Consider the following 23940-nt stretch of genomic DNA (forward strand, 5'->3'; position numbering starts at 1 on the left):
CGATGCGGCAGCCCTGGCGGGTGGCGGTGGTCGGTGGCGGGATCGCCGGGTTGGCCGCCGCGGTCCGGTTGCGCGACCGCGCCCCCGAGGGCACCGAGATCACCGTGTACGAGCAGTCCGGGGCGCTGGGTGGCAAGCTGCGCACCGGCGCGTTGGCCGGTGCGCCTGTCGAGTTCGGCGCCGAGTCGTTCCTGATGCGGGATCCCACAGGCGCCGAGAGCGCGGCGGTGACGCTGGCCCGCCGGCTGGGGCTGGCCGAGAAGATCGTGCACCCCACCGTCGGGCAGGCCGCGCTCGTCGTCGACGGAGGGCTGCGCCCCGTCCCGGGCGGCACCCTGGTGGGCGTACCCGGTGATCTGGACCGGGTGGCCACTGTCGCCCGGCCGGCCGCGAACGCCGACACCGACGACGGCCGGCCGCTTGTCGGGCCGGACGCGGACGTCTCGGTGGGCGCGCTGGTCCGGTCCCGCTTCGGCGACGAGGTGGTCGACCGGCTCGTCGACCCGATGCTCGGCGGCGTGTACGCGGGCCGCGCCGACGATCTGTCCCTGGTCACGACGATGCCGGCGCTGGCGCGTGCCGCGCGGGTGGAGCACACTCTCGTCGGCGCGGTCCGGGCCGCGCAGGCCGCCGCGCCGCGCGTGCCCGGCGCCCCGGTCTTCGGCACCCTGGCCGGCGGGCTGAGCACCCTCGTCGAGGCGGCGGTGACGGCGAGCGGCGCGACGGTGCGGCGCGACGCCGCCGTGCGCGAGGTGACAGCGACCGCCACGGGCTGGCGGCTCACGGTCGGCCCGACCCGTGACCCGGAGCTGGTGGACGTGGACGCCGTGGTGCTGGCGGTGCCGGCGCGACCGGCCGCCCGGCTGCTCGCCGGCCCGGCGCCGGCGGTGGCGGCGGGCGTCGGTGGGTTGGACTACGCGAGCGTCGCGTTGGTCACCCTGGCGTTGCCGCAGCCGCGACTGCCCGAGCTGTCCGGCTTCCTGGTGCCCAGCACCGAGGGTCTGCTGATCAAGGCGGCGACGTTCTTCACCACAAAGTGGGGGCACCTGCGCCGGCCGGACGGGCTGGCGATGGTGCGCGCCTCGGTGGGCAGGTACGGCGAGGAGGCGCAGCTCCAGCGCCCGGACGCGGACCTGGCGGCCACCGTGCACCGGGAGTTGTCGGCGGTGCTGGGCACCCCGCTGCCCGCCCCGGTGGACGGGCACGTGCAGCGGTGGGGCGGCGCGCTGCCGCAGTACACCCCGGGGCATGCGGACCGGGTCACGGCGGCCCGGACTGCGCTGCGGGCCGAACACCCCACCCTGGTCCTCGCCGGCGCCGGTTACGACGGCGTCGGCATCCCGGTCTGCGTCCGCTCCGGCGAGACGGCGGCCGACGAGATCATCACAGCACTGGGAGGATCGGCGAGATGACCGAGCAGACCAACGCGGCCCGGTTGCGGGAGCTGAACGACAGCATCCGCTACACGATGTGGTCGGTGTTCCGGGCGAGCGCCCCGCTGCCGTCGCTGCGGGACAACGTCACAGGCGGGGTCGAGTCCCTCTTCGAGGAGTTGGCCGGCAAGGACGTGGTGGTGCGGGGCGTGTACGACGTCTCCGGGCTGCGCGCCGACGCGGACGTGATGATCTGGTGGCACTCCGCGTCCAGCGACGCTCTCCAGGACGCGTACCTGCGGTTCCGCCGCACCACCCTCGGTCGGGCGCTGACCCCCGTGTGGTCGCAGATGGCGCTGCACCGGCCGGCGGAGTTCAACAAGAGCCACATCCCGGCGTTCCTGGCCGGCGAGGAGGCCCGCCCCTACATCTGCGTGTACCCGTTCGTCCGCTCCTACGAGTGGTACCTGCTGCCCGACGCCGAGCGGCGGGAGATGCTCGCCGAGCACGGGAAGATGGCCCGCGGCTACCCGGACGTACGGGCCAACACGGTCGCCTCGTTCGCGCTGGGCGACTACGAGTGGATGCTCGCCTTCGAGGCCGACGAGCTGCACCGGATCGTGGACCTGATGCGGGACCTGCGCGCGTCCGGCGCCCGCCGGCACGTCCGCGAGGAGGTCCCGTTCTACACGGGACGCCGCCGCTCGGTCGCCGAGATCGTCAACTGCCTGGTCTGATCCCCGCCGTCCGGCGCCGCACCCCCGCCCGGGTGCGGCGCCGGACGGGGATCAACTGGTCGTGGTGCAGGAGACCAGCGGAACCGGGTTGCTGCCGTTCCACGAGCCGAGGAAACCGAATGTGGTGCTCGCTCCGGCGGCAAGTGTGCCGTTGTGGCTGACGTTGCGGGCGGTGACCTGCGTGCCGTTGGTGCTGATCGTGGCGTTCCACGACGAGGCGATCTGCTGCCCGTTGGCGTAGTTCCAGCTCACCGACCAGCCGCGGGCGGGTGAACCGCCGGCGGTGACCTTCACGTCCGCCTGGAAGCCACCGGCCCACTGGCCGGTGATCTGGTACGTCGCCGTGCACGCGCCGGCCGGCGGCGGCGTGGTGGGCGGGGGCGTGGTGGGCGGAGGCGTGGTGGGCGGCGGGGTCGTCGGCGGCGGCGTGGTGGGCGGCGGGGTGGTGGAGCCTCCGCCGAAGTCCACGTCACTGCACAGGTAGTACGACTGGTCCAGGTGGCTGGCCTGCCAGACGGTGTAGACGATGTGCCGTCCGGTGCGTCCCGGCGCGCTTACCGGGATCTGGATGGAGACACCACCGGTGTCCGGGTTCCACTGCGAGGCGGGTGTGTTGCCGATCTGGCCCGCCAACTCCAGGTTGCCCCAGCCCAGCGGTTGGGTGGCCGAGTTGAAGCCCTGCTTGGTCACGTACACCCTGATGTAGTCCGCGCCGTGACTGGCCTGGTCGAAGAAGCGCAGCCGGAAGTTGTTCGACACCGACGTGGTCTTCCAGGCGCCGACGGTGTCCAGCGCGTTGTAGCGGGGGCTCTGGGTGCGTCCGCCGCTGCACAGCTGGCCGTCGGGGACGGCGGCCTGGTGGTTGCCGGCGACGCCCTCCCGGAACAGGCCGTTCCAGTTCCACATGGCGGCCGGGTCGGCCTGCCAGGCCTGCCAGCACATCGGGTCCTCGGTGGCCATCCGCGGATTCTGGAAGTCGCTGCCCCAGCGTTGCCAGCAGCTGTAGTTGCGCGAGGGCGGGTCGACGACCGAGCCGTGCGCCGAGGCGGACTGGCCGAGTACGACGGTGATCGCGGTGGTCAGCAGAAGCGTGGCGGCCGCCGCGACGGCGAGCGGCCGGAGCACGCGTGGTGATCGGGCGAGAGTGGACATGGAGCCCCCGGGGGGATGAGGTACGGACGACGATGCCCGAACTGCCGGGAGATGCCCGCTCCCGTGCCTACTCGCTGGCTCCCGCGATGGCTCTACCCGGCACCATGCCAGGCTGATCGTCAGACGTCAATGGCTTCTCGGCGCATCGGGGTGTGCGGGATGCCGTCCTCGACGTACTCCGGGCCGCTGACCGCGAAGCCGTGCCTGGCGTAGAACGCGACCAGGTGCGACTGCGCCTCCAGCACGCAGGGTCGGTTGCCCACCACCTCCAGCGCCGCCGTCATCAGCCGGCCGGCGTGCCCGCCGCCACGGGCCGCCGGGGCCACCACCACGCGGCCGATCCGGGCGGTGCCTGCCGGGTCGGCGAGGATCCGCAGGTACGCCAGCGGCGCGTCGCCGTCGGTCAGCCAGAGGTGCCGGGTGCCCGGCTCCACGTCCCGCCCGTCGAGTTCCGGGTACGGGCAGTTCTGCTCCACCACGAACACGTCGATGCGCAGCTTGAGCAGGTCGTGGAAGGTACGGGCGTTCAGGTCGGCGAAAGAGGCCGTGTGGATCTCGGTGGTCTGCTGGGGCACCCACAGATGGTAGGCCGGGCCCGTTCACCTGGAGTCCGCCCGGGTCGGCGCGAGGTAGGTGGCGGCCACGGCGGTGAGCAGCAGGACGCCGCCGACGATGACCGGCAGCGGGAGCGGCTCGCGCAGCAGCGCCACCGCCAGCGCCGCAGCGGTGAGCGGTTCGAGCAGGGTCAGCACGGCGGCGACGCTGCCCGGCGTGGTGCGCAGGCCCGCGTAGAACAGCGCGTACGCCACGGCGGTGGTGACCACGCCGAGGTGCAGCAGCAGCGCCAGGGTGTCGGGGCGGACCGGGACGGCGACGCCGGCGACCAGGGCCAGCGGCAGCAGGGTCAGCGCGCCGACGACCGTGGAGATGGTGGTGAGCGCCATCGGAGCGGCGCGCTGCGACACGTGCCCGCTGATCAGGGTCGTGACCGCGTACCCGAGACCGGACCCCGCGGCCGCGAGCAGGCCGAGCAGCGGCGCGGGCGCCGCGGCGGTGGGGTCCGCGGTCGCCCCGGTGATCAGGGCGAGGCCGGCCACCGCTGTGACAAGCGTCGCGAGGCGCAGCGGGTCGGGGATCCGGCGGGTCCGCAGCGACTCCCAGGCGACGGCGAGCACCGGTGCCAGGCCCAGGCTGACAACTGTGGCCACGCTGACCCCGGCGAGCGCCACGGCCGCGAAGTAGAGCGCCTGGTAGAGGCCGAGGCCGACGCCGGTGAGCAGCAGCGGTACGGGTGCCGCGCGTAGGGCGGCCACGATGGCGCCGAGTCGACCCGCGGTGCACGCCAGCAGGACGAGCGCGGCGATGGCGAGGCGGTGAAAGCCGATGCTCACCGGGCTGAGCCCGGTGCCCTCGCGCAGGAGTTGCACAGCCACGCCTGTGGTGCCCCACAGCACTCCGGTGGCGGTGATCTGGATGAGGCCCGTGCGGGCGTGGCGGCTGGCCGGCGCCGGTGTGACCGGGCGCGCGGTACGGGAGGTGGACACGGATGCGCTCCGAAGGGTGAGCCGTTGACGGGGACGACGTCGACGGAGCGCGTACGGCAAAGCGGCCGGGCGGGTCAGTCACCCGCTCGGCTGGGGCGCGGCGCTCCGTTCAGGAGCGCGGCGGGGGCAGGACGCCCGGGAACGGCCGCATCGGACGACCGTACCGCAGGGGTGTCGCTCAGGCGGGGCGCGCGCCCACGGCGTCGCGGATCTCGGCGCCCTCGGCGCCCTCGACCGTGCGGGCGCAGTGCCCGCAGCAGAAGAAGCGGCCGTTGACCTCGACGCCGTGCCCGACGATCTTGATCTGGCAGTGCTCGCAGATGGGTGCCATCCGGTGGATCGCGCACTCGAAGGAGTCGAAGATGTGCACGTCGCCGCTGACGGTGCGTACCTCGAACGCCATCCAGTAGTCGTTGCCGCAGACCTCGCACGTTGCCATCGGAACCCCCCGTATCAGGACATGTGTCTCCAGATTTTCCTCAGGGTGGTGCCCGGGCGGGGCGAAATGTCGGTGTCCGGGCCGGCTGGCGGCGTGTCGGTGCCGGCGTGTCGTCCGTTGTGCCTGGTGAACCGCCGCAACCCCCGGAGGATCGCAGTGATCAAGCGCAACAGACTCTTCGGCAACCAGACCAGGGTCACGTTCTGCCTGCCCCGGGAGGCCCCGCCCGGTCCGGTGAGCGTGGTGGGCTGCTTCAACGAGTGGGAGCCCGGCCGGCACGAGTTGGTGGCACGCCGCGACGGCACCCGGACGGTGACGGTGAAGCTCCCGCCGGGGGAGTACCGCTTCCGCTACCTCGCCGACGGCGGCGTGTGGCTGGACGACGAGTCGGCCGACGAGGTCGACGACCGGGGCGGCCTGCTCCGACTCTGACGGGAAGACTCGCCACCATCGATGGATTTATCGATCGGGCTCTTTACTGTTAACAAAGTTTAAATTACGTTGAGGGCACCTCACCGCACCTGGAGAAGGAGCTGCCCGATGCGTCGAAGAATCACCGTCCCGCTGGTGGCGGCGGGTGCCGTCGCCGCCACCCTCACCGTCGCCGCCCCCGCACAGGCACACGGCTACGTCTCCGCCCCGCCGAGCCGGCAGGCGCTCTGCGCGCAGGGCCGGGTGCCCGACTGCGGGCAGATCAAGTACGAGCCGCAAAGCGTCGAGGGCCCCAAGGGCCTCAAGAGCTGCAACGCCGGCATCGCCCAGTTCGCCGTCCTCAACGACGACAACCGCGGCTGGCCGGCCACCTCCGTCGGCTCCTCGCTGACCTTCACCTGGGTCAACACCGCCCGGCACGCCACCAGCAACTGGGAGTACTGGATCGGCAACACCCGCGTCGGCGTGGTCAACGGCAACGGGCAGCAGCCGGGCGCGACCGTCTCGCACACGGTCAACCTGGGCGGCTTCTCCGGCCGGCAGAAGATCCTCGCGGTGTGGAACATCTCCGACACCGCGAACGCCTTCTATTCCTGCATCGACGTCCAGATCGGCGGCGGCGGGTCGAACCCGATCCCCACCCCGACGCCGACGGCCTCACCCACCCCGCGACCCACGCCGACCGCCACGCCGACGACCCCGCCCGCATCGGGTGGCAGTTGGACGACCGGCCGGGCGTACCAGGTCGGCGACCAGGTCACCTACGGCGGGCTCACGTACCGCTGCCGGCAGGCGCACACCGCCATCCCCGGCTGGGAGCCGCCGAACGTCCCGGCGCTCTGGCTTCAGGTCTGACCGCACGGGTGCGGCCGACTGTCGCACCCGTGCCGCCACCTCCCGCGTGATCGGAGCACCGGCATGCCGCGTACCCCACTCGTGTCGCTGCTCGCGGCGGTGCTGCTAACCGGCGGCTGCGCCGGGCCGCCGACGCCGGTCGGGCCGCCCGCGTCCCCGACCGCGTCGGCGGCGGCCGGGGACGCGGCCGCCGCCGACGAGATGAGCGGCATCGACGTGGTGTTCCTCGGCACGATGGTCGGCCACAGCGAACGCACCCTGCAGATCGTCCGGGCGGCCCGCGACCGGGTGCGCGACGACACCCTGCGCACCCTCGCCGCCGCCATCGAGGCCACCGAGGCCGACGAGTTGGCCGACATGCGCGGATGGTTGCCCACCGACGGGCCGGGCGCCAGCGCCGCCGCGCACCACCACGAGGGGCACGGCGACGACGTCGCGCTGGAGCGGCTGCGGGCCGCGCCGGACGCCGACGTCGACCGGGTGCTGCGCGACGTGCTCGCCGACCACCAGCGGGCCGCGGTCGACCTGGCCCGCGCCCAGGTCGGCGTCGGCCGCAGCGAACGGGTCCGCGACCTGGCGCGGCGGATCGAACAGTCCCGGACCGCCGAGGTCGAGCTGCTCAGGGGGTACGGTGCTCAGGTCAGCGAGGCTCCAGGCGGACCGAGATCGAGTTGACGCAGTGCCGGGTGTCCTTCGGGGTGAAGCCCTCGCCGTGGAACACGTGCCCGAGGTGGCTGTCGCAGCGGGCACAGCGGATCTCCGTACGTGCCATGCCGAGGCTGCGATCCTCGATCTCCTTCACCCGGCCGGGGATGGCGTCGTCGAAGCTCGGCCACCCGCAGTGCGAGTCGAACTTCGTGTCGCTGGAGAAGAGTTCCAGACCGCAGGCACGGCAGTGGTAGACGCCCTGGGTCTTGGTGTCCACGTACTCGCCGGTCCACGGGCGTTCGGTGCCGGCCTCCCGCAGGACGTGGAACTCCTCGGGGGTCAACCGGACCCGCCACTCGTCCTCGGTGCGGGGCAGCTCGTTGTCGTCAAGACTCACCCGTCCACGGTACGTCGAACGTCGGGGGCGTGGCATATGGTCGCGAGATGGCGGGCACCAAGGCGACGGTCACCGAGATCGAGGTGGCCGGGCACAGCGTACGGCTGACCAGTCCGGACCGGGTGATCTTCCCCCAGCGGGGATTCACCAAGGCGGACGTCTTCCACTACTACCTCGCGGTCGGCGACGGGATCATGCGCGCCCTGCGGGACCGGCCCACGACGCTGCAACGGTTCCCCGAGGGCGTCGAGGGTGAGGCGTTCTTCCAGAAGCGGGTGCCCGCCCGGGGCGTTCCGCCGTGGGTGACGACCGCCCAGATCACCTTCCCGAGCGGCCGCACCGCCGCGGAACTCTGCCCGGCCGACCTGGCGCACGTCGCGTGGGCCGCGCAGATGGGCACCATCGTGTTCCACCCCTGGCCGGTACGCGCCGCCGACACCGACCGCCCCGACGAGCTGCGCATCGACCTCGACCCGCAGCCCGGCACCGACTTCGCCGACGCGGCCCGGGCCGCCGGTGAGGTCCGCGCCGTCCTCGACGAGCTGGGCGCGACCGGCTGGCCGAAGACCTCCGGTGGGCGGGGCGTGCACGTCTACCTGCGCATCCAGCCCCGCTGGACGTTCACCGAGGTGCGCCGCGCCACCATCGCGCTGGCCCGGGAGGTGGAACGCCGCACTCCCGACCTGGTGACCACCGCCTGGTGGAAGGAGGAGCGGGGCACCCGCGTCTTCGTCGACTTCAACCAGATGGCCCGGGACCGGACGATCGCCTGCGCGTACTCGCTGCGGGCCAACGGCCGGGCCACCGTCTCCACCCCGGTCACCTGGGACGAGCTGCCCGACGTCGACCCGGACGACTTCGACCTGCGTACCGTCCCGGCCCGGCTCGCCGAGCGCGGCGACCCACACGCCGGCATCGACGACGCCCCGTGGGACATCACGCCCCTGCTGGAGTGGGCCGACCGCGATGCCGCCGCCGGCCAGGGCGACCTGCCGTACCCGCCCGACCACCCGAAGATGCCCGGCGAGCCCAAGCGCGTGCAGCCCAGCCGCGCCAAGCGCACCGACGCCTGACCGGTCCCGGCTCAGGTGGGTGGCTGGGCCGTCCAGGCCAGGAACCTGGCGAACAACTCCTGCGGGTCAGGTCCCGGATCCGGATGGAGTCTGCACAGGTCGGCGGTCGCGTCGAACAGCTGACCGGCCATGTAGACCGACAGCGCCACCCGGTCCGCCCGGTACTCGACCCGCAGCAACATCCGTGCGCAGGCGCATGGCCAGGGGGCGGCGCACACCCGGCAGAGCCACGAGCGGCGGCGCGGCAGGTGCTGGTGCACCGGGTGCAGGTTGCCCAAGGGGCGGCGGTCGTGTGCGTCCGTGTTCGGCGATGACATGCCCTTTGCGGTGACCGGGGCGTTGCCCTGGGTCAAGGAGTCTGGGCAACTATTTACCGTCCATCTCATGGAGCTGGTGGGCGCTGCGGAGATTCGCGTCATGCTCGGCGGCATCAGCAAGCAGCGGGTGTATGTCATAACCAGCCATCGCAACTTCCCGGATCCGGTGGCCGACCTGGTGCAGGGAAAGGTCTGGCGGAAGTCGGACGTGATGGCCTGGATCCGGGAGCATCGGCCGGAGTTGGCCAAGGACTGAGCGGGCTCTGGCGCAGCCCCAGGATTGTCGTACACCCGTTCTAAAATTTGGGTGTGATCGATGAGTTGGCGCGGGCGGAGCGTGCGGTGGCGAGCTGCGCCGACGCCGCCGTGTGGGCGCTCTCCGAGCACGATCTGATCGCGGCGCTCGACGCCACGCACCGGCTCCAGCAGCGGCTGGCGGCCGCGCGGTTGGCGGTCGTCCGGGAGGTCGACGGCCGTGGCGTCGCGGTCGCGCAGGGGGCCTCGTCGACTGTCGTTTGGCTGCGCGACCGCCTGCGGCTCGACGTGTCCGCCGCCCGTCGGCTGGTCGGTCTCGCCGCCTCGCTCGACGCCGCCCCGGCCGCCGTCCGGGACGCCCTGGCGGGTGGGACGGTAAGCGTGGAGCAGGCCCGGGTCATCGCCGACACGGCCGCCACGGTCTCGGCGTCCGCCGGCGCCGAGGTCACCGACAAGGCCGTCGGCATGCTGGTCGGGTGGGCCGGGCAGTTCGACCCGACCCTGCTGCGCCGCATGGGCACCCGGATTCTCGACCACGTCGCACCCGACCTCGCCGACGCCGCCGCGGCGGCGGCCCTGGCCGCCGAGGATGCCCGGGCCACCCGTGACCGGCACGTCACGATCTCCGAGCAGACCGACGGGCGGCTCCGGCTCAGCGGCACGCTCGACGCGGAGGCCGCCGCGCTGCTGCGCGCCGTCATCGACCCGCTCAGCGCGCCCTCCGGTCCCGACGACACCCGCTTCGCCGGGCAGCGCCGCCACGACGCCCTCGCCGACGTGTGCCGGCTCGCCCTGCCCACCGGCGAGCTGCCCGAGAACGGCGGCGATCCCGCCCAGGTCGTCATCACCGCCGGCTACGACGGGCTGACCCGACAGCTCGGTGCGGGCGCACTCGACACCGGTCTGCGGCTCACCCCCGACACCGTGCGCCGGCTCGCCTGCGACGCCGCCATCCTGCCCGCCGTGCTCGGCGGCGCCAGCCGGCCACTCGACGTCGGCAGGCAACGCCGCCTCATCACCGGCCCGCTACGCCGTGCCCTGGTGTTACGCGACGGCGGTTGCGCGTTTCCCGGCTGCGACCGCCCGCCGCGCTGGTGCGCCGCCCACCACATCCGGCACTGGGCCGACGGCGGCCCGACAAGCCTCGACAACGCCGTGCTGCTCTGCGGCCACCACCACCGCCACGTCCACCAGAGCGACTGGACCGTCCGGCTCGGCGGCGACGGGCACCCGGAATTCGTACCGCCGGCCTGGCTCGACCCGGCGCGGGTCCCGCGCCGCAACCACTACCACCGTCGAACGTAGGCCGTCACCACCGCTCGGTGAGGTGTTCGCGGCCCGGCGGCGGGTCGTACGGCGCGGGCCAGTAGTCGACGATCCGGCTGATCAGTCCACTGTGGGACACCTCGATCCAGACGCACGCGTCCTGCTGCTCGGCGCCGACCCGGACGTCGAGCCACAGGGCGGCCGTCCGGTCGTCCGCGACCACCCGCCGCACCCGCAGATGCCAGTCGCCGGGATAGTCGATGTTGAACCGCAGGAACGCGTCCCGGCCACGGATGCGCTCCCGGGTCTGCGGCATCTCGTAGACGACGTCGTCGGTGAGCAGGCCGGCCAGCCCGGGCCAGTCCCGGCCCTCCAGGCGGTCGACGTACTCGTGCGCGGTCTGCCGGGTCGCGGCGGTGGCGTCCACGGCGACGGACGCTACCGGCCGGCACCGACAGTCGATGCCGAGCGCCGGCCGGCCGGGCCTGCCTGTCGGACGCGGCGGTTAGCCTGCCGTCATGGGGAGCGCCGAGCTGGATGAGTTGATCGTCGCGGACGCCGCCGCGTTGCGCGCGTGGTTGTCGGCCAACCACGCCACGTCGCCAGGCGTCTGGCTCGCCCTGACCCGCAAGGGTGGCACGGTCACGACGCTGACCTGGCAGCAGGCGGTCGACGAGGGCCTGTGCTTCGGCTGGATCGACGGGCAGGCCCGCAAACGCGATCTGGAGAGTTCCTGGATCCGGTTCACCCCTCGCCGGTCCCGTAGTTCCTGGTCCCGACGCAACGTCGAGCACGTGGCCCGGCTGGAGGCGCAGGGGCTGATGCAGCCCTCCGGTCGCGCCGCAGTGGAAGCCGCGAAGGCGGACGGACGCTGGGCGGCGGCGTACGCTCCGCCGTCCGAGGCCGAGGTGCCTGACGACCTGCTCGCCGCCATCGCCGCCGAACCGGCCGCCCAGGCCATGTTCGACGTGCTCACCAGAACCAACCGGTTCGCCCTCATCCACCGCCTCAACGCCGTGAAGCGGGCGGAGACCCGCGAGCGGAAGATCGCCGAGTTCGTCGCCATGCTGGCCCGCCACGAGACGATCTACCCGCAGAAGGCCAGACCGACAACCGAGGCAACCGATTGACTTTCGATAGCTAACGAGCGAAACTCGATGCATGGTTACAGAGCATCGAGCGGTAGCCGCTCTCCGAGTTTTCCTCGTGGTGCTGTTCGGAGTCCTGGTCATGTTCCAGGTCTTCTCGCTGCCCGGGCAGTTCGCGCACATGGCCCAGGAGTCGCCGGAGGACGCCTACCTCCGCTGGCCGGCCACCATCGTGACGGTGTTCTGGGTGTTGTGCGTCCAGGTGGTGATCGTGGCGACCTGGCAGCTGCTCAACCTCGTCAAGAACGACCGCATCTTCACGGAGGCGTCCCTGAAGTGGGTGGACGCGATCGTGTGGGCCATCGCCGCCGCCTGGGCGGTGCTCGTGGGTGTCTTCCTCTACGTCGGGTTCAACGCGAACGACCCAGGGCTGCCGCTCCTGCTGTTCCTGCTCACCGTGGGTGTCACCGTGCTGGGGCTCCTCATGGTGGTGATGCGCGCGCTGCTGCGGCAGGCCACCACGCTGCGCACCGACATGGAAGCGGTGATCTGATGCCCATCGTCGTCCGCATCGATGTCGAACTGGCCAAGCGCAAGATGAGCGTCGGCGAGTTCGCCGAGCGGGTCGGGCTCACCCCGGCCAACGTCGCGGTACTGAAGAACGGCCGCGCCAAGGCGGTGCGCTTCAGCACCCTGGAAGCCATGTGCCGGGTGCTCGACTGCCAGCCCGGAGACCTGCTCGAGTGGGTCGAGGAGGAAACCCCATGAGGTACGTCATCGCCATCCTCGCCGTCGCCCTCGGTGTCGCCGCCGTCGTGTTGGGGGGAGCTGACGACTCGCCGGGCCTCCAGCTCATCGGCGCGGTGCTCGTCGTGGGCGCGGTGGCGTTCGCCGTACGGGCGGCGCGCCGCGGGAGCTGACGACGCTCGGCGCACCCGGAATAACGATCATGTAACGGGCGCGAACCTTTCCCCGTAGATGGCCTGTCTTGAAGGTCGTCGGCCCGCCAGGGCCAGGGGAGGCGTCGGATGAAGCTGGTGTGGAGGCGGGCCCGTGAGGCGCGGGGGCTGCTGGTTGCCGCGGTGATCGCCGCGCTGGTCGCCGTCGCGTTGGTCACCGGTCTGTCCGACTACAACCGCCGGGCGGTGGACGCCGGGCAACGGGCGCTGGTCACCGCCGCCCCGGCCGAGGAACGTGGTCTGCTGGTCAGCGGGTCCGCCGGACGCGACGCCGCCGAGTTCGCCACCCGGGACAGGGCGGTCCGCGACCAGTTCACCGACGGCCTCGCCGGGGTGCCGGTCACCGTGGCCGTCGCCAGGTACGGCACCGGTCGCGAGCTGACAGGCGACCTCGGCCCGGCCCTCCGACCGGACGACGAGCCGATCTTCGCGAACCTGACCACCCTCGACGACCTGGTCGGGCACGCCGAGCTGACCGGCGGAGCGTGGCCCCGCCCCGGCGCCGACCCGGTCCAGGTGAGCCTGCCGGAGCGGGTCGCCGGCGCGCTGGGCCTGAGCGTCGGCGAACGGATCCCGCTGCGCGACCGTGCCACCGAGCGGGCCAGCCAACTGGTGCTTGCCGGCACCTGGCGGCCCCGCGACCCGAACGACGCGTACTGGCTGCTCGCACCCGGGGTGGGCGCGGGAAGCGTCGGCTCCGGCACGTCGTACGGGCCGTTCACGCTCGACCCGGCCGACTTCGAGGCCACCTTCCCGGGCGCGGTGTCGGCGTCCTGGCTGGCCGAACCGACTCTCGGCGACGTCGACACCGCTGACCTGCCAGCCGTCCGCAAGGCCCTCGCCGCGGCCGGCACCGCCGTGCCGGAGGCGGCCCAACTGGGTTCCTCCGCGCAGACGGCGACCAAGATGGAAGGGCTGCTGGACCGCATCGCCCGCGCCGACCTGGTGGGCCGCTCCTCGCTGGCCACCCCGCTGCTGCTCATCCTGGTGCTCGGCGGGTACGCGTTGGTGCTGGTCGCCGCGCTGCTGCACGAGGACCGCCGCCCGCAGACCGCGCTGCTGCGCGCCCGGGGCGCCGCCCGCCGGCAGTTGGCAGGTCTCGCCGCCCGCGAGGCCACCCTCGTGGTCGCCCCGGCCGCCCTGCTCGGGCCGCTGATCGCCGTGGAGGCGCTGCGGTTCGTCCGGCCCGGCGGGTCGGCGGAACTCTCCGCCGCGGGCGGAAACACCGCACTGGTCTGGGCCGCTGCCGTGGCGACCGCTGTGGGCTGCCTGGTGGCCATGGTCGCGCCGACGCTTCGCGGCGCCGGGACGTACGTGGCGGACATGGCCGCCCGGTCCCGCCCGAACCGATCGGTGAGCGTCCAGCGGGCCAGCGTCGACCTGGTGCTGGTGGCGCTCGCCGTGCTCGCCTGGCTGCAGCTGCGCCGGTACGCCTCACCGCTTGCCGGTTCGAACGGCCGGCTCGGGCTCGACCCGCTGCTGGTCGCCGCCCCGACGCTCGGTGTGCTGGCCGGCGCGGTGCTGGCACTGCGCGTGCTCCCGCCGCTCACCCGGTTCGCCGAACGGTTCGTCGACCGACGTCCCTGGACGGCCACCATGTTCGGCATGTGGCAGGCCGGTCGGCGTCCGCACGCCGGCCCGGTGCTGCTGCTCGCCCTCGCCGTCGGCGGCAGCACCCTGGCCTGGTCGCTGATCAGCACCGGCGAGCGCTCACAGGTCGAGCAGGCCGGCCACACCGTCGGCGCCGACCTGCGGGTGACCGAGCGGGCCGGAGCCGCACCGCTGACCCGGGCCGGTGAACTCGCCGCGCTGCCGGGCGTGCACCGGGCGCTGCCCGCCTGGCGCGACGAGGTGCGGGTCGGCCGCGAGGACCTGCCGGTCACAGTCGTCGGCGTCGACCCGGCCAGCGCGGCAGGCGTCGTCCGGCTCGCCGACCGGCTCAGCGACGACTCCACGGCGCAGCAGTTCCGGCGGATGACCGGGGCGCGCGGCGCACCGGCGGGCGTCGAACTGCCCGCCGGCACCCGGGCCGTGACCGGCACCGCACGCACACCCGTCGACGGTGCCGTCCGGCCGCATCGGATCTCGGTGGCGCTGCTGCTGACCAGCGCGGACGGACTCGCGTTCCGGCTACCGGCCGTCGACGCCCCGAGCGACGGCAGGGCCGTACGGTTCACCGTGCAACTCCCCGACGTGGGTGGGGCTCCGCTGCGGCTGGCCGGCTTCGAGGCCGACGGCGGCGTCGCGGCCGGCAACTCCTACCGCCTCCAGGTGGAGGGGCTGCAACTGGTGGCAGCCGACGGCACGACCCGGCCGACCGAGCTGACCGGCGACTGGGCGGCGACGGCGGTCGGCGGGTCACCGAAGCCGGCACGGTCGACCACCACAGGTGTCGTCGCCGACAACCCGGTGCAGCTGATCCCGGGCGGTCAGTTCGCGTACCAGCCGCCCACCCGCTTCGCCATCGTGCCCGCCGGAGGGGACACGCCCGTCGCGGTCCTGATGACCCCCGGAGTACGCGACGCGCTGAGCATGCGCGTCGGCGACACCGTCGACCTGACGCTCTCCGGTGCGACGCTGCGGGTCCGCCTGGTCGGCGAGGTGGACGCCGTACCCACCACCACCGGCGAGGGCGCGCTGCTCGACCTGCCCGCCGCCGCCGACGCGCTGCTCCGCACCGGCGGCACGATGCGGTCCATCCCGGAGTGGTGGGTCGGCACCGACGACCCGTCGGCAGCCGCCCGGGCCGCCGCCGAACTGACCGGCGTGACAGTGCTCGACCGGCAGAAGACGATCGAGGCGGCCGCCGACGATCCGTACTGGCGTGGCTCGCGTACCGGAATGCTCGCCGCCGCGCTCGGCGCGGTGCTGCTCGCCCTCGTCGGCCTCATGGTGGACGTGTGGGCCACCGCCCGGCACCGGCTCGGCGAGTTCGCGGTCCTGCACACCCTCGGCGCCACGCCCCGGCTGCTGGCTCGGGCGCTGCTTGCCGAACAGACGTTCCTCGCCGGTATCGGCGTGGGAGTCGGACTGCTGCTCGGCGCCGCGGTCGGGGCCACCATGGCCCCGCTTGTCATCCTCACCCCGGCCGCCGGTCGGCCGGTCCCCGCGGCGACGTTCGCGTTGCCGTGGGTGCCGATCGGCCTGACAGCGGTCGGTCTGCTGCTGGCGGCGCTCGCCTTCAGCGCGTTCATCGCCACCGGCATCCGACAGCGGGTGGCGGCGGTGCAGCTGCGAATCGGGGGAGAACGATGAGCGTCGGCGGTGCCGTCCGGCGGGTCCGGGCGTACGGCGGGCAGTTCCTGCTCCTGGCGGTGTTGACCCTGGTGGTCACGCTGCTCGTCAGCGGGGTGCCCCGGCTGGTGAACCGGCTCGCCGAGCAGGGGCTGCGCGCGCAGCTCAACAGCGAGCCGGCCGCCCGCCGGGACATCTCGTACGCCTCCACCGTGGCGCCCGCCACCTCGACGAAGACGGCGCTGGGCGAAGCCCGCGAGCGGTTCGACACGCTGGCCAAGGAGATGCCACCGCAGGTCCGCTCGGCGGTCACCGAGCGGTGGCACCGGGTGGACCTCGCCCCGGTCCGCGTCAAGGGACCGGACCTCGCGGCGCGCAAACTGCTCGTCGACCTGGGCCTGCGGGCCATGCCCGGCATCCAGGACGCCAGCACCCTGGTCGAGGGCGCCTGGCCCAGCGAGACGTACGTGCCCAGCCGGCCCATCGAGGTCGCGCTCGACGTCGACGTGGCCGGGAAGCTCAACCTGCGAAGCGGCAGCCAACTACGGATGGGCGAGACCGATCGCAACGGCACCATGCAAGATTCCGTCCCGGTGGTGGTGTCCGGGCTGTTCCGCCCCGTCGACCGCGCCAACGGGGCATGGGACGGACTGCCCTCGATGCTGCGGATCACCGAACCGATCGGCGACGGCGAACCACTTGTCGTCGTGGGTGTGGTGGCCCAGTCGGCGCTGAACAAGCGGGCCGTGGACGGTTGGCCGGCGCAGTCCGAGTGGCGGTACCGGTTGGGCACCGATCGGATCGACGCACGCCACCTGGACCAGATGATCGACGGCCTGCAGCAGATGCAGCGCGACGTCCCGCCGGGTGTGGCGCTGACAGTGGGCGTCGACGTCCCGTTGCGCGCGTTCGCCGCCCAGGTGAACGCCGCCCGAACCCTGCTGGCGGTGATCGGGGCGGGTGTGCTGGCCACCCTCGCCGGACTGATCGTGCTCGCGGCCATCCTCGCCATCCGACGGCGCCGCTCGGAGTTCGCGTTGCTGCGGGCGCGCGGTGGCGCGGCCACCGCCGGAGCCCGGCGCAGCCTCGCCGAATCACTGCTGGTGGTGCCTGTCGCGGCGGTGTGCGGCTGGTTGCTCGGCACCCTCTTCCCCGGCGCCCCCGACCCGACCGCCCCGTACGCCGCGGCGGTGACGGTGCTTGTCACCCTGGCGCTGCCCCTGGCGACGCTGGCCGTACCGGCGGGCGGGGCGCAGCGCAGCGACCTGGTACGGGTGCGCCCGTCGGCACGGCGCATCACCGTCGAGGTCTCCCTGCTGGTGCTCGCCGTTCTCGGGGCGGTGCTGCTGCGCCGGCGCGGCCTGACCCTCGGCGAGGTGGACCCGCTGCTGGTGTCGGTGCCGGTGCTGCTCGCGATCGCCGCCGCGGTGCTCGCGCTGCGCGCGTACCCCTGGCCGTTGCTGCTGGTCAGCCGGCTGGCGGCGCGGACGCGGGGAAGTGTCGCCTTCCTCGGCACGGCGCGGGCCGGCCGGTCGACGGTCGCCGCCCCGCTGGTCGTGGTGGTGCTGGCGATCGGCACCGCGGCGTTCTGCGCGGTCGTCGCCGCGGGCGTCGACGCGAGTCGGGACCGGGCCGCCGAGCGGCTTGTTCCCGCCGACGCGGTGATCCGGGGCGAACGGTTCGCCCCGGACACCGTCGACGCGCTTGGTGGACTGCCCGGAGTCCGGGCCGTCACGCGGGTGCTCAACGAGCCGGACCAGCGGCTGGCGGCCGACGAACTCGGCACCGACGCGCGGATCGGACAGACGAACGTGCTGCTGATCGACGGTCCGGGGCTGAATACGGTGAGTCGTGAGTCCGGTGTGGACCTGTCCGTGCCGACCGCCTTGGGCTCCGCCCAGCCGACGTCGGGGCCGCTGCCGGCCATCGTCTCCCCGGCGGTCGCCGCCGACCTGGCCAAGGCCGGGCTGGACCGCTCGGCCTTCGTCTCGGTGCAGGGCGAGCGGTACGAGTTCCGGGTGGCCGGCACACAGGAGGCCTTCCCGCTGCTGCCCGAGAACACCGCCCGGTTCGTGATCCTGCCCTGGCAGGCGCTGCCGACGCGGGTCACCACGCCCGTGCCGACCAGCCTCCTGGTCGCCGGGGACACGTTCGACGCCGAGGCGCTGCGCCGGGCCGGCGACGAGGGGCAGAAGCGGTACCAGACCGTCGGGGCGGTGACCGGCAAGGAGCGCCCCATCGGTGTCACAGTCGACACCCGGGAGCAGGTACGACGGGACCTCGGCAACGGTGGCGCGAACGGTGTGCTGGTCTTCGGCTTCGTGGCCGGCGCCACCGGCGGCACCGTGCTCGGGTTGCTGGCCATCGCGTTCACCGTCCTGGCCGGCGCGCGAGCCCGGGGTCAGGTGCTGTCCCGGCTGCGCACCCTCGGGCTGTCCCGCAGGCAGTGGCGCGGGCTGCTGCTTGTCGAGTTGGCCCCGCTGGTCGGGGTGTCGGTGCTCACCGGCGCGCTTGTCGGTGCGGTGCTTCCCTTGCTGCTCAACCCGGTGCTCGGCCTGTCCGCGTTCACCAGTGGCACACCGGTCCGGGTGGCTTTCGAGCCCGGTCTGGTCGCCGCGGTGTTCGCGCTCGGGGCGGTCGCCCTCGGCTTCGCGGTCGCCGTCGAGGCCCTGAACAACCGCCGGCTGCGCCTCGGTGAGGTGCTCCGGCTCGGAGAGGAGAGCTGAGATGACCGCTACCGCCCAGAGTGCACTGGTGCCTGATCTGGCCGCCCTGCAGAAGCGTGCCGCGCAACGCGCCGCCGAGCGGGCCGGCGGGCAGGACCGGCTGCGCGGACACATCGTCTGCGACGGCCTGGTGCGCATCTTCAAGACCGAGGGGGTGGAGGTGGTCGCCCTGCAGGGGCTCGACCTGGTCATCGACCGGGGGGAGCTGGTGGCGATCGTCGGCGCCTCCGGCTCGGGCAAGTCCACGCTGCTCAACATCCTGTCCGGCCTGGACACGCCGACCGCGGGCATCGCCCGGGTGGCCGACTACGACCTGCTCTCGCTGTCCGCCAAGCGGCGGCTGAGCTACCGGCGGGAGCTGGTCGGGTTCGTCTGGCAGCAGACCGGCCGCAACCTGCTGCCGTACCTCAGCGCCCTGGAGAACGTCGAGCTGCCGATGCAGCTCGCCGGCAAGCGCGGCGGTCGGTCCCGCCGGCAGCGGGCCCGCGAACTGCTCGACCTGGTCGGCGTCGGCTACTGCGCGGACCGGCGGCCCGGGCAGCTCAGCGGCGGTGAGCAGCAGCGGGTCGCGGTGGCCGTGGCGGTGGCGAACGACCCGGAGGTGCTCTTCGCCGACGAGCCGACAGGCGAACTGGACGAGGCGACCGGCGCGGACGTCTTCGCGGCGCTGCGCACCATCAACGCCGAGCTGGGCGTGACGATCGTCGTCGTCACGCACGACCACGCCGTGGCCACGCAGGTCCGCCGGACCGTCGCGATCCGCGACGGCCGGACCGCCTCCGAGGTACGCCGGACCGCCCGGATCGGCGCGGACGGCGCCACCGAACTGGTCAGCGAGGAGTACGCGGTGCTCGACCGCAACGGGCGGATGCAGCTGCCCGCCGCGTTCGTCGACGCGCTGTCGCTCAAGGAGCGGGTCCGGCTCGATCTGGAGCCCGACCATGTGCAGGTACGGCCCGGCGACCGGGCTTCGGAGGAACGGGAGGCACGGGCGTGAGCAGTCGGGACATGGTGGTGACCGGAGCGACCGGGTACGGGGGTGGATCGACGACGTCCCCCGTCGAGGTGGTGCGGGTCAGCGGCGTCAGCCGGAGCTTCGGGCGGGGCGAGCACGCGGTGCACGCGGTACGGGACGTCTCGTTCAGCGCCGAGCGGGGTGAACTCGTCGCCATCCGGGGCCGCTCCGGGGCGGGCAAGACCACACTGCTGAACATGATCGGCGGGCTCGACCGGCCGGACAGCGGTCAGGTAATGGTGGCCGGGCACGACGTGACCTCGGCGGGGGAGGCGGAGCTGCTGCGGCTACGCCGGGGCACCGTCGGGTTCGTGTTCCAGACCTTCGGGCTGGTGCCGATCCTGTCCGCCGCCGAGAACGTGGGTGTGCCGTTGCGGCTGGCGCAGGTGCCGGCCGCCGAGCGGGAGCAGCGGGTGGCAGTGCTGCTGGAGCTGGTCGGCCTGGGCGGGCACGCGGCGCAGCGACCGTACGAGTTGTCCGGCGGTCAGCAGCAACGCGTCGCGGTCGCCCGGGCGCTCGCCAACGAACCGGACCTGCTCATCGCCGACGAACCCACCGGCCAGCTCGACTCGGAGACCGGACGGTCCATCATGGACCTGCTGCGCGCGGTGGTGCACACCCGTGGCATGACGGCCCTGGTGGCGACACACGACCCGGCCCTGATCGACCTCGCCGACCGGGTGCTCGTGCTGCGCGACGGTCGCCTGGTCGACGCCTGACGGGGCCCGATCGCCGCCCCGCCCGCGGCGGTCGTGGCCCACCGGGCCGGTCAGCGAGTGTCCGGCCGGGGCGCGGTTGGCAGGGTGCCGGCCAGCGGGATCAGCAGGCAGCCCAGCAGGGCCAGCCAGGTGCCGGCCCCGGGGTCCGTCGAGAGCATGCCGGCCTCGCGGGTGTACGCGTCGTGGGCCTGGGCGATCCACACCGCGCCGGTGAGGCCGCCGCAGGTCAGTGCGTTGGCAATGAGCAGCCCGAGGCTCGCCTCGCGCCACGGGCGGCGGGCCGGACCGGTGCGCGTGAGTGACACCGTGGCCACGGCGGCGGCGACCAGCGCGACCGGCACGGCGACCCAGCCGACCTGCGCGCCCGACTTGAGCTGGGTGCCGTCCGGGTACACCGTGCGCCAGGCGGGCAGCAGCGGGGCCACCGCCACGGCGAGCACACCGGCCAGCAGGACGGCGGAGCCCACGCGCCGCCACCGCGGGTCGACACCGCGCGGGTGGGGTGGCGGATCGGACGCGGCCGGGGTGCCCATCCCGGTCAATCTAATCCGCCGGGCGCGGCCGCACCGCACCGCCCGTGGTGGCGTCGGGAAGACCGAGCCGCCGCCCACGCCGGTGCGTACCCTCTCAGCAACCGTCCAGCCAGCTCCGCAGAGCCCACCACAAGTGGATGATCTCCGGCACCGTGGACCGTGCCCCCTCCTCGACCGGCGGCCCGCCGGTCACCTCCCGGAGCCGGCGCAACCGGTAGCGGACCGTGTTCGGGTGCACGTGCAGGGCGGCGGCGGTCTGGTCCAGCCGCTGGCCGTGGTCGAGCCAGGCGAGCGCCGTGGTGGCCAGCTCCCGGTGGAACTCGTCGGCCGGGTCCAGCGCGCCGAGCAGCGCGTCCCGCAGCAGCTCGGCCAGGGCCGGCTGGGCGGCCAGCGCCGTCTCCCCGGCCAGGTCGGTCACCCGGCGCAGACCGCGCAGCCGCCGCCGCGCCGCGGTCCGCAGCGCCGCCAGGCAGAGCGGGTACATCGCCGGGGCCCGCTCCAGCGGTTGCGCAGGCGCCACCAGCACCAGCAGGTCGACCGGCACGGTGCCCGGACACCGCGGCAGCAGGCCGGCCAACCGGTTCTCGACGGTGCCGAGCAGGCCGCCGTGCCGGATGAGCTGCCGGTGCAGGGCGTGCGTCCGCGCCGGGTCGGGCTCGGTGCCGACCAGACAGTGGTAGCGCCCGTCGGGCCGGAGGCCGAACCGGGTCAGCTCGGCAGGTGACGTGCTGGTGGGTCCGTCGAGCAGGAGCCGGCGCAGCAGGCGTGCCCGGGCCGCCGCGCCGGTACCGATAAGCTCCCGCTCGGCGGCCCGGTGTCCGGTCACCACCGCCCGCTCCACCGCCGCGGCGTACCGGCCGATGGTGAGCACCCCCTCCAGCAGCACCTCGTCGGCGATGCCGGCCGCCCGCCCGTGTCGGACCACGAGTTCGACCGCCCGGTCCCGGCCGGCCTGCACGCCGTCCAGCAGGTCGGCGACGGAGATGCCCTGCGCCGCCCGGTCAGCGCCGAGCCGGCGGGCCTCGGTGAAGTCCCGCCCGGCGGGGTCCTCGTGGCGTTCCAGCGCGCCGAGGCCGCTGCTGAGCAGCAGGACCACCTGCCGGCGGACCTCGCCGGCGGGGAGGCGGGCCACCTCCGGGGAGTTCGCGCGGGCGGCCCGCGCCACCTCGTCCACGACTGCCGCGTCGGCGGCCAGGTCGCGCAGCAGCCCGCCGAACGTGGGGGCCTTTCCGGTCCGGGTCATCGGCGCCCGCCGCCTCCCGTTGTCGCCGCGGCACAACCGGACCGGTCGTGCGTTGGCACCCGGTCCCTAGTCGTGGCGACCGGCCGGTTGCTCTCCTGGTTGTTACCGCAAGGTAACACCGATCGAGGCACCGAGAAACATCAATGTCCTGCCGGCTGTCAGGAGGCGTCCATGACCCCCGTGCCACCCCACCCGTCCCGCTCCCGCCGCCGCGCCGGCCTCGCCGTGCTGGCTGCGCTCGCGCTCGTCGCGCCCACCCCGCTGGTGTCGGCGCCCAGGCCGGCGGCCGCCGCAGTCGCCCTCCAGGAGGTGATGTTCGTCGGCAACAACTGGGACGGCACCGCCGACGTCATCCGGTCCCGCGGCGACTACGCGAAGCTCGGCCGGATCAACGTGATCCCGGACCGTGCCGCGCGACTGCGCGAGATCTACCTCAACCCGATCAAGCTGGCGTTCTTCCTCGGCATCCGGCAGGGGCCGGGGGAGGGGCACGACCAGTTGATCGACGACATGTACACCACCCCGGACGGCACCGCGCTTGTGGTGTCTCGGCCCAGCTTCGCCGACGTGGTCTCGGTCGACCTGGCCACCGCTGCGATCCGCTGGCGGTTCCCGGTCTCCGGCTACCGCGCCGACCACATGGCCATCTCGCCCGACGGCACCCGGGTCGCGGTCTCCGCGTCCACCTCGAACACCGTGCACGTGCTGGACATCCGCACCGGAGCGCAGCTCGGCTCGTTCGGCACCGGCGACAAGCCGCACGAGAACATCTTCACAGGCGACGGTCGACTGTGGAACTCGTCCATCGGCGAGGTCAACACCGACCTGGACTCGCCCTGGCTCGACTTCACCAAGGGAGACCGCAAGATCACGATTGCGGACGCCAGCACGTACCAGGTGGTCAAGGTGATCGACATGCGTGACCGCCTGGACGCCGCAGGCCGGCGTGACCTCTCCGACGCCGTGCGCCCGGCCGTGTTCACCCCGGACGGCGGCAAGCTCTACTTCCAGGTGTCCTTCTTCAACGGCCTGATCGAGTACGACGTGGCCACCGACCGGATCACCCGGGTAGCCACGCTGCCGAAGAACCCTGCCACCAGCGAGGACCGCACCACCTGGGTCAACGACTCTCGGCACCACGGCCTGTCGATCAGCCCGGACGGCACCCGGCTCTGCGTCGCCGGCACCATGGACGACTACACCACCGTCATGGACCGGGCCACCCTGAACCCGGGCCCGCTCGTGCCGGCCAGCAAGCCGTACTGGGCCACGGTCAGCGGGGACGGCCGGGACTGCGTGATCTCCGAATCCGGCGCGGACCAGGTCACCGCGATCAACTTCGCCACCGGGCAGAAGGTGACAAGCGTCCCGGTCGGCGACCACCCGCAGCGGGTCCGCGTCGGGCACCTGCCGGTCGGCTGGACGCCGCCAGCCGCAGGCTGAGCGACGACCACATCCCCGGGCTGGGGGCACGGCGTCAGAGCGCCAACTTCATGCCCTCGTGGCTGGCCACGAAGCCGAGGCTCAGATAGAAGCGGTGCGCGTCGTCGCGGGTCTTGTCGGTGGTGAGCTGCACGAGCGCGCAGCTCCGCTGGCGGGCCTGGTCGACCGCCCAGGTCATCAGCTCCCGGCCCAACCCCTGGCCGCGCCGGTCGGAGCGGACGCGGACCGACTCGATAAGCGACCGTTCGGCACCGTGCCGGCCCAGCCCGGGAATGTAGGTGATCTGGAGGCAGCCGACCAGCTCGCCGTCCTGCTCGGCGACGATCAGCTGGTTGCGCGGATCCGCGCTGATGTCCGCGAACGCCCTCTCGTAGGCCTCGTCGACCACTGTGAAGTCGCGGGCCTTGCCCAGCACGTCGTCGGCGAGCAGGGCGATGACGGCGGGCAGGTCGGCCCGGACCGCCTCCCGGAAGATCACGTCGGTCATGCCGA

Annotated in this window: 27 protein-coding genes; 17 read left to right on the plus strand and 10 right to left on the minus strand. The window is 73.3% G+C overall.

What is annotated here, in order from left to right; all coding sequences use genetic code 11:
* Positions 1 to 2: 2 nt before the first annotated feature.
* Together hemG and hemQ are read left to right on the plus strand one after the other, a co-directional pair.
* Positions 3 to 1412 carry a protoporphyrinogen oxidase gene (gene hemG, locus ACZ6N8_RS14120; protein ID WP_466010099.1) on the plus strand — a complete coding sequence of 470 codons (1410 nt, stop codon included), beginning with the start codon at positions 3 to 5 and terminating at the stop codon, positions 1410 to 1412.
* Positions 1409 to 2110, plus strand: coding sequence for a hydrogen peroxide-dependent heme synthase (gene hemQ / locus ACZ6N8_RS14125; protein WP_466010101.1), 702 nt, complete (start codon positions 1409 to 1411; stop codon positions 2108 to 2110). Before hemG ends, hemQ begins: the two co-directional genes overlap by 4 nt.
* 51 nt (positions 2111 to 2161) lie before the next feature.
* On the opposite strand, the gene ACZ6N8_RS14130 is transcribed toward hemQ, so the two are convergent.
* The 4 genes from ACZ6N8_RS14130 to ACZ6N8_RS14145 form a co-directional block, all read right to left on the minus strand.
* Positions 2162 to 3262 carry a lytic polysaccharide monooxygenase auxiliary activity family 9 protein gene (locus ACZ6N8_RS14130; RefSeq protein WP_466010103.1) on the minus strand — a complete coding sequence of 367 codons (1101 nt, stop codon included), beginning with the start codon at positions 3260 to 3262 and terminating at the stop codon, positions 2162 to 2164.
* Positions 3263 to 3381: 119 nt separating this feature from the next.
* Positions 3382 to 3837, minus strand: coding sequence for a GNAT family N-acetyltransferase (locus ACZ6N8_RS14135; RefSeq protein WP_466010105.1), 456 nt, complete (start codon positions 3835 to 3837; stop codon positions 3382 to 3384).
* A gap of 24 nt (positions 3838 to 3861) precedes the next feature.
* Positions 3862 to 4806: a DMT family transporter gene (locus tag ACZ6N8_RS14140; RefSeq protein ID WP_466010107.1), complete on the minus strand. Its 945-nt coding sequence runs from the start codon at positions 4804 to 4806 to the stop codon at positions 3862 to 3864.
* A gap of 178 nt (positions 4807 to 4984) precedes the next feature.
* Positions 4985 to 5245 (minus strand): Prokaryotic metallothionein, encoded by a 261-nt coding sequence (locus ACZ6N8_RS14145; RefSeq protein WP_466010108.1) that lies wholly within the window; start codon positions 5243 to 5245, stop codon positions 4985 to 4987.
* A gap of 156 nt (positions 5246 to 5401) precedes the next feature.
* Here ACZ6N8_RS14145 and ACZ6N8_RS14150 point away from each other — a divergent pair, with 156 nt between their 5' ends.
* From ACZ6N8_RS14150 to ACZ6N8_RS14160, 3 genes are all read left to right on the plus strand, one after another.
* Positions 5402 to 5677, plus strand: coding sequence for an isoamylase early set domain-containing protein (locus tag ACZ6N8_RS14150; protein ID WP_466010110.1), 276 nt, complete (start codon positions 5402 to 5404; stop codon positions 5675 to 5677).
* A 108-nt stretch (positions 5678 to 5785) separates the two neighbouring features.
* Complete coding sequence (locus ACZ6N8_RS14155) at positions 5786 to 6532, plus strand: lytic polysaccharide monooxygenase (RefSeq protein ID WP_466010112.1); 747 nt, start codon at positions 5786 to 5788, stop codon at positions 6530 to 6532.
* A 63-nt stretch (positions 6533 to 6595) separates the two neighbouring features.
* The gene (locus tag ACZ6N8_RS14160; protein ID WP_466010113.1) at positions 6596 to 7207 is read left to right on the plus strand and encodes a DUF305 domain-containing protein; all 612 of its coding nucleotides are present in this window, start codon (positions 6596 to 6598) and stop codon (positions 7205 to 7207) included.
* Here the strand turns inward: ACZ6N8_RS14160 and msrB are convergent.
* The gene (msrB, locus tag ACZ6N8_RS14165) at positions 7173 to 7577 is read right to left on the minus strand and encodes a peptide-methionine (R)-S-oxide reductase MsrB (RefSeq protein ID WP_088990835.1); all 405 of its coding nucleotides are present in this window, start codon (positions 7575 to 7577) and stop codon (positions 7173 to 7175) included. The two genes, ACZ6N8_RS14160 and msrB, sit on opposite strands and share 35 nt — an antisense overlap.
* A 47-nt stretch (positions 7578 to 7624) precedes the next feature.
* Here msrB and ligD point away from each other — a divergent pair, with 47 nt between their 5' ends.
* Positions 7625 to 8650, plus strand: coding sequence for a non-homologous end-joining DNA ligase (gene ligD, locus ACZ6N8_RS14170; RefSeq protein WP_466010115.1), 1026 nt, complete (start codon positions 7625 to 7627; stop codon positions 8648 to 8650).
* An 11-nt stretch (positions 8651 to 8661) separates the two neighbouring features.
* Here the strand turns inward: ligD and ACZ6N8_RS14175 are convergent, their stop codons facing one another.
* Positions 8662 to 8910, minus strand: coding sequence for a hypothetical protein (locus ACZ6N8_RS14175; protein WP_466010117.1), 249 nt, complete (start codon positions 8908 to 8910; stop codon positions 8662 to 8664).
* Between the two features lie 40 nt (positions 8911 to 8950).
* Here ACZ6N8_RS14175 and ACZ6N8_RS14180 point away from each other — a divergent pair, with 40 nt between their 5' ends.
* Both ACZ6N8_RS14180 and ACZ6N8_RS14185 read left to right on the plus strand, forming a co-directional pair.
* Positions 8951 to 9223 (plus strand): DNA-binding protein, encoded by a 273-nt coding sequence (locus tag ACZ6N8_RS14180; RefSeq protein WP_466010119.1) that lies wholly within the window; start codon positions 8951 to 8953, stop codon positions 9221 to 9223.
* A gap of 53 nt (positions 9224 to 9276) precedes the next feature.
* Entirely contained in the window at positions 9277 to 10527 is a 1251-nt protein-coding gene (locus tag ACZ6N8_RS14185; protein ID WP_466010121.1) for an HNH endonuclease signature motif containing protein, read from the plus strand.
* Positions 10528 to 10531: 4 nt separating this feature from the next.
* Here the strand turns inward: ACZ6N8_RS14185 and ACZ6N8_RS14190 are convergent, their stop codons facing one another.
* A complete protein-coding gene (locus tag ACZ6N8_RS14190) occupies positions 10532 to 10915 on the minus strand; it encodes a nuclear transport factor 2 family protein (RefSeq protein ID WP_466010123.1) in 384 nt (127 codons plus the stop codon).
* Between the two features lie 91 nt (positions 10916 to 11006).
* Here ACZ6N8_RS14190 and ACZ6N8_RS14195 point away from each other — a divergent pair, with 91 nt between their 5' ends.
* The 8 genes from ACZ6N8_RS14195 (at position 11007) to ACZ6N8_RS14230 (ending at position 20229) form a co-directional block, all read left to right on the plus strand.
* On the plus strand, positions 11007 to 11618 hold the full coding sequence (locus ACZ6N8_RS14195; protein ID WP_466010125.1) for a YdeI/OmpD-associated family protein: 612 nt from the start codon (positions 11007 to 11009) through the stop codon (positions 11616 to 11618).
* Between the two features lie 31 nt (positions 11619 to 11649).
* The gene (locus tag ACZ6N8_RS14200; RefSeq protein WP_357989260.1) at positions 11650 to 12129 is read left to right on the plus strand and encodes a DUF2975 domain-containing protein; all 480 of its coding nucleotides are present in this window, start codon (positions 11650 to 11652) and stop codon (positions 12127 to 12129) included.
* The gene (locus tag ACZ6N8_RS14205) at positions 12129 to 12344 is read left to right on the plus strand and encodes a helix-turn-helix domain-containing protein (protein ID WP_030336216.1); all 216 of its coding nucleotides are present in this window, start codon (positions 12129 to 12131) and stop codon (positions 12342 to 12344) included. Before ACZ6N8_RS14200 ends, ACZ6N8_RS14205 begins: the two co-directional genes overlap by 1 nt.
* Positions 12341 to 12496, plus strand: coding sequence for a hypothetical protein (locus ACZ6N8_RS14210; protein ID WP_387113153.1), 156 nt, complete (start codon positions 12341 to 12343; stop codon positions 12494 to 12496). The genes ACZ6N8_RS14205 and ACZ6N8_RS14210 overlap by 4 nt, the downstream gene beginning before the upstream one ends.
* A 108-nt stretch (positions 12497 to 12604) precedes the next feature.
* Complete coding sequence (locus ACZ6N8_RS14215) at positions 12605 to 15790, plus strand: FtsX-like permease family protein (RefSeq protein ID WP_466010127.1); 3186 nt, start codon at positions 12605 to 12607, stop codon at positions 15788 to 15790.
* Positions 15787 to 18495 (plus strand): FtsX-like permease family protein, encoded by a 2709-nt coding sequence (locus tag ACZ6N8_RS14220; RefSeq protein WP_466010129.1) that lies wholly within the window; start codon positions 15787 to 15789, stop codon positions 18493 to 18495. Before ACZ6N8_RS14215 ends, ACZ6N8_RS14220 begins: the two co-directional genes overlap by 4 nt.
* Before the next feature lies 1 nt (position 18496).
* The gene (locus tag ACZ6N8_RS14225; RefSeq protein WP_466010130.1) at positions 18497 to 19492 is read left to right on the plus strand and encodes an ABC transporter ATP-binding protein; all 996 of its coding nucleotides are present in this window, start codon (positions 18497 to 18499) and stop codon (positions 19490 to 19492) included.
* An 11-nt stretch (positions 19493 to 19503) separates the two neighbouring features.
* Positions 19504 to 20229 (plus strand): ABC transporter ATP-binding protein, encoded by a 726-nt coding sequence (locus tag ACZ6N8_RS14230; RefSeq protein ID WP_466010369.1) that lies wholly within the window; start codon positions 19504 to 19506, stop codon positions 20227 to 20229.
* Between the two features lie 50 nt (positions 20230 to 20279).
* Here ACZ6N8_RS14230 and ACZ6N8_RS14235 read toward each other — a convergent pair whose 3' ends face one another.
* Together ACZ6N8_RS14235 and ACZ6N8_RS14240 are read right to left on the minus strand one after the other, a co-directional pair.
* Complete coding sequence (locus tag ACZ6N8_RS14235; protein WP_466010132.1) at positions 20280 to 20762, minus strand: hypothetical protein; 483 nt, start codon at positions 20760 to 20762, stop codon at positions 20280 to 20282.
* A gap of 94 nt (positions 20763 to 20856) precedes the next feature.
* Positions 20857 to 22005, minus strand: coding sequence for an RsbRD N-terminal domain-containing protein (locus tag ACZ6N8_RS14240; RefSeq protein WP_466010134.1), 1149 nt, complete (start codon positions 22003 to 22005; stop codon positions 20857 to 20859).
* 171 nt (positions 22006 to 22176) lie between these two features.
* Between ACZ6N8_RS14240 and ACZ6N8_RS14245 the strand changes: the two genes are divergently transcribed.
* Positions 22177 to 23448: a YncE family protein gene (locus ACZ6N8_RS14245; protein ID WP_466010136.1), complete on the plus strand. Its 1272-nt coding sequence runs from the start codon at positions 22177 to 22179 to the stop codon at positions 23446 to 23448.
* 34 nt (positions 23449 to 23482) lie between these two features.
* Here ACZ6N8_RS14245 and ACZ6N8_RS14250 read toward each other — a convergent pair whose 3' ends face one another.
* The gene (locus tag ACZ6N8_RS14250) at positions 23483 to 23935 is read right to left on the minus strand and encodes a GNAT family N-acetyltransferase (protein ID WP_466010138.1); all 453 of its coding nucleotides are present in this window, start codon (positions 23933 to 23935) and stop codon (positions 23483 to 23485) included.
* Positions 23936 to 23940: the final 5 nt, after the last annotated feature.

The sequence above is a fragment of the Micromonospora sp. NPDC047521 genome (assembly GCF_055587305.1).